This is a genomic window from Pseudomonas sp. P5_A2_2 (genome assembly GCF_054177685.1).
This window is the reverse complement of sequence record NZ_JBGCUL010000357.1, coordinates 1-4,416: the sequence shown is the minus strand read 5'-3', so window position 1 is coordinate 4,416 and position 4,416 is coordinate 1. Positions and strand designations below refer to the sequence as shown.

Here is a 4,416-nt window from a genome sequence, read left to right as displayed (position 1 = left end):
GGCCAGTTCGCCCACTTCGTCGGCAGCATAGTCCGGGGCCAAAGGGGGGGCTAAACCGAGCAGTTGATCACGATGGCGTACCTGGCGGGCCAGCCGCACCACCGGCGCCATGACCTTGCGGGCCAGGACCCAGCCGAGAAATACCGCCAGCGCCAGGCTCAGTACGAAACCCACCAGCACCACGGCAAACAGCACCCGCTCACGCTCTTCGAAGTCGCTCTGGTCCTGCAACAGCACGTAACGTCGGCCGTCGACGATTTCGACCATGGCGTGGTACGACAGGTTTTCACGGAACACTTCATGAAAGCCCGGCTCCAGGTGCCGCAAATCCTTGGGCAACCTGAAATCGCCTGGCCCGCTGCTGAAGTAGAATAATTGGTCCGGCTCGGGACGATGGCGCCAGTCCGTGACATTGTCCATCAGCAACAGGCGCTGCAAATCGCCGCCCAGGCCTGCCGAAATCAGCTTTTCTTCCACTAGGTGCACGGTCGCCACGATGCCCATGGCAAAGGCACCCGCCACCAGTGCGCTCATCAGCGCAAAGGCAATGATGATTCGTTGAGAAAGGCTCTGCTTAAACTCCATCACGCCCCTCGGCCAGGCGATACCCCACACCGTGCACGGTTTGCAGCAATGGCTTGGCGAACGGCTTGTCGATCACCTGGCGCAGTTGGTGGACATGGCTGCGCAGGCTGTCGCTGTCCGGGCAGTCGTCGCCCCAGAGCGCTTCTTCAAGAATTTCACGGCGCAACACATGCGGGCTTTTCTGCATCAACACGGCCAGCAACTTCAGGCCGACCGGGTTGAGTTTCAGCAAGCGGCCTTCGCGTGTGACTTCCAGGGTGTCGAGGTCATAGCTCAGGTCGCCGACCTGCAAGGTCCGCCGTCCGCCGCCCTGGGTACGGCGCATGACCGCTTCGATACGCGCCGCCAGCTCAGACAGGGCGAACGGTTTGATCAGGTAGTCATCGGCACCGGACTTGAAGCCTTGCAGACGGTCATCCAGTTGATCGCGGGCCGTGAGCATGATCACCGGCGTTTCGCGGCGGGCATCTTCGCGCAGACGCTTGCACAGGGTGTAGCCGTCGATGCCGGGCAGCATGATATCGAGCACGATCAAATCGTAATGCTCGGTGGCTGCCAGATGCAGACCCGAAAGACCGTCCTGCGCGCAATCCACGGTATAGCCTTTGAGCCCCAGGTAATCGGCCAGGTTGGCCAGGATATCGCGGTTGTCTTCAACCAATAGAATTCGCATGGGTATCTCTCCGTCCACAGTAACGGCCGTCGTGGCCCGCGCAGCTTAAGGCCAAGTGTGGCCCACGGCTAGGGGAAGGCTGTGCATGGATCAATTCGCTCAACCAAAAGGTATGATTGACAGGTTTTTCACTATCGATTCACGCGCTGACTACAGTGGTCAGCCGAGACTCTCACGCGCTTGATAACAAGGAATACAAAAAATGGACTATTTGAAGACGGCACCCATGCGCTTTTTGCTGCTGGTGACCGGGTCCTGGCTGGTGATTTTTTTTCTGACTCGAACGGTCCTGCTGCTCACGCATCTGGATGAGGCCGGAAGCGGCTTCCTGTCGGTGTTCGGCATCGGCCTGCTTTACGACCTGGGCTTTATCGCTTACGCAGCGCTGCCAATGGGCCTCTACCTGTTGCTGTGCCCGCCGGCCTTGTGGCGCACTCGTGGCCATCGCTGGTTTCTTCAAGGTCTGCTGACCGTCAGTCTGTTCGCGATGCTGTTCACCTCGGTGGCCGAGTGGCTGTTCTGGGATGAATTCGGCGTGCGCTTCAACTTCATCGCCGTCGACTACCTGGTGTATTCCGACGAAGTACTTAACAACCTGCTGGAGTCATACCCGATCGGCACGCTGCTGAGCATTCTCGCCGTGTTGGCCGTGGTCCTGAGTCTTGCATTGCGTAAAGCTTTCAACGCAGCACTCGATGCACCGTTGCCGCCCCTGCGTGGCCGCTTGCTCAATGCACTCGGTTTGTTGATCGTCGCCGGCCTGAGCCTGCAGTTGCTCAGCCAGGATGCCCCGCGCGCCCAGGGCGGCAATGCCTATCAGAACGAGCTGGCGAGCAATGGTCCCTACCAGTTCTTCGCCGCGTTCCGTAACAATGAACTGGACTACCCGCAGTTCTACAGCACGCTGCCGTCGGCGGTCGTTGCACAACAGATTCGCGCCGAACTGGCAGAACCCAATGCCCGATTCGTTGGCCAGGACCCGCAGGACATCCGTCGGCAAATCGATAACCCGGGCACGCCGCGCAAGCCCAACATCGTGCTGGTCACCATTGAAAGTTTCAGCGCCAAGTACATGGGCAGCAACGGCGACACCCGCAACCTGACGCCCAATCTTGATGCCTTGCGCAAGCAGAGCCTGTATTTCAATAATTTCTACGCCACCGGCACCCGCACCGATCGCGGCCTGGAAGCCATCACCCTGGCGATTCCGCCGACGCCGGGGCGCTCGATCGTCAAGCGCGTAGGTCGCGAAAGCGGCTTTGCCAGCCTTGGCCAGCAACTCAATGCCGTGGGCTACGACAGTGTGTTTGTCTACGGCGGCCGCGGTTACTTCGACAACATGAATGCGTTTTTCAGCGGCAACGGTTATCGCGTAGTGGACCAGAGCAGCGTTGAAGAGTCGGAGATTCACTTCAAGAATGCCTGGGGCATGGCTGACGAGGATCTCTACAACCAGACGCTGAAACTGGCCGATGCCGACTATGCCAGGCAGCAGCCATTCCTGCTGCAACTGATGACAACGTCCAACCACCGCCCCTATACCTATCCGGAAAACCGGATCGACATCAAGTCCGGCAACGGCCGTAACGGCGCAGTGAAATACACCGACTACGCCATTGGTCAGTTCCTTGATCAGGCGCGTCAAAAACCGTGGTTTGACAATACAATCTTCATCTTCGTCGCCGACCACACTGCAGGCAGCGCCGGCAAGGAAGACTTGCCCATCGACAACTATCAGATTCCGCTGTTCATCTATGCACCCAAGCTGATCGAAGCTCGGGAAACGGCACAATTGGCTAGCCAGATCGATCTGGCGCCGACGTTGCTGGGCTTGCTCAATCTGGATTATGAATCGACGTTCTTTGGCCGCAACCTGTTGCAGGACAACCCATTGCCGCCTCGCGTGGTGCTCGGCAACTATCAGCACCTGGGGTTGTTCGACGGCAAGGACCTGGCGATCTTGAGCCCGCGCCAGGGATTGCGTCGTCACGATGACGCCCTGACTGAAAGCCGCGAGTCCCGGTCGACCGCCGATGACCCGCTGATTACCCGCGCAATCACCTATTACCAAACCGCCAGTTATGGCTTCAAGCAACAGCTGCTTGGCTGGAAAGCACCCAAGGAGGGTGCCGGCCAAGTCGGCGAACGTTAACCGAATCGCCCCGGGCCGATGCCCCGGGGCTTGTTCCTTTGTTCAGGATCCACCATGTCATCAACCGCTGTCCGCCCCACCCCTCGCCCGCTCAATTTCCGGKTGTACCTGGGGGTTCCCGCCGTTGCGGCGATCATTCTGGTGTTGCTCGAACTGACCTCACTGGACATGGACCTTGCCAAGCTGTTCTACGACCCCGTCGCAGGTGACTTCATCGGACGGCACAGTTACTTCCTGGAAAACATCCTGCATACCCGCGCCAAGCAGGTGGTCATTGCCTTCTCGGTATTTGCGATCGTTGTCTACGTTGCCTCGTTTTTCATGATCAAGCTCAAACCGTACAAGCGCGAACTGGGTTGCCTGGTGCTGTCCCTGGGCCTTGCGACTTCCTTTGTCACGCCCATGAAAGCGGTGACCGCTGTGCAATGCCCCTGGAGCCTTGAGCAATTCGGCGGTCACGAGACCTACAGCGAATTGTTGAGCCATCGCCCGGCTACCGAAAAACCGGGACGTTGCTGGCCTGGCGGCCATGCGGCCACCGGCTTCACCCTGTTTGCCCTGTTTTTCGTATTGCGTGATCGTCGCCCGCGCATGGCTCGCGCAGCGTTTGTCTTCGCCTTCGCTCTCGGCTCGGTGTTCTCCATCGGGCGGATGATGCAGGGCGCGCACTTCTTCTCGCACAACGTGTGGACGGCGGTGTTCTGCTGGCTGATTTGTTTGGGGTCGTATTACTACGTTCTGTATCGGCCGGCTTTGAAGGCTGAACGCGGGACCACTGCAGAACCTGTCGGCGCCTGACCTGACAGCCACGCTCCCACAGAGACGATGCAGACCCTGTGGGAGCGTGGCTTGGTCCGGGCGGCGCTCCGACGATGGGCGCGACGCGATCTCCAGCCAACCCCAAATTGAAGGCCATAAAAAACCCCGCCTGCTTTCGCAGGCGGGGTTTTTTCGTACAGGGGTAAGGCTGGCTTACAGCAGGCCGCCCATGCCGCCCAGACCGCCC

3 protein-coding genes and 1 pseudogene are annotated in these 4,416 nt (G+C 59.4%); 2 read left to right on the top strand and 2 right to left on the bottom strand.

The window, feature by feature from the left end:
* Together ACXRVY_RS18250 and colR are read right to left on the bottom strand one after the other, a co-directional pair.
* Positions 1 to 585 (bottom strand): annotated as a pseudogene (locus ACXRVY_RS18250) (two-component sensor histidine kinase); the annotation flags it as partial.
* Positions 575 to 1,258 (bottom strand): two-component system response regulator ColR, encoded by a 684-nt coding sequence (gene colR / locus ACXRVY_RS18245; protein ID WP_007985839.1) that lies wholly within the window; start codon positions 1,256 to 1,258, stop codon positions 575 to 577. The gene colR and the pseudogene ACXRVY_RS18250, both read right to left, overlap by 11 nt.
* 202 nt (positions 1,259 to 1,460) lie before the next feature.
* Here colR and ACXRVY_RS18240 point away from each other — a divergent pair, with 202 nt between their 5' ends.
* On the top strand, positions 1,461 to 3,410 hold the full coding sequence (locus tag ACXRVY_RS18240) for an LTA synthase family protein (RefSeq protein ID WP_223459977.1): 1,950 nt from the start codon (positions 1,461 to 1,463) through the stop codon (positions 3,408 to 3,410).
* A 54-nt stretch (positions 3,411 to 3,464) separates the two neighbouring features.
* Positions 3,465 to 4,208 (top strand): phosphatase PAP2 family protein, encoded by a 744-nt coding sequence (locus ACXRVY_RS18235; protein WP_458237919.1) that lies wholly within the window; start codon positions 3,465 to 3,467, stop codon positions 4,206 to 4,208.
* Positions 4,209 to 4,416 lie beyond the last annotated feature (208 nt).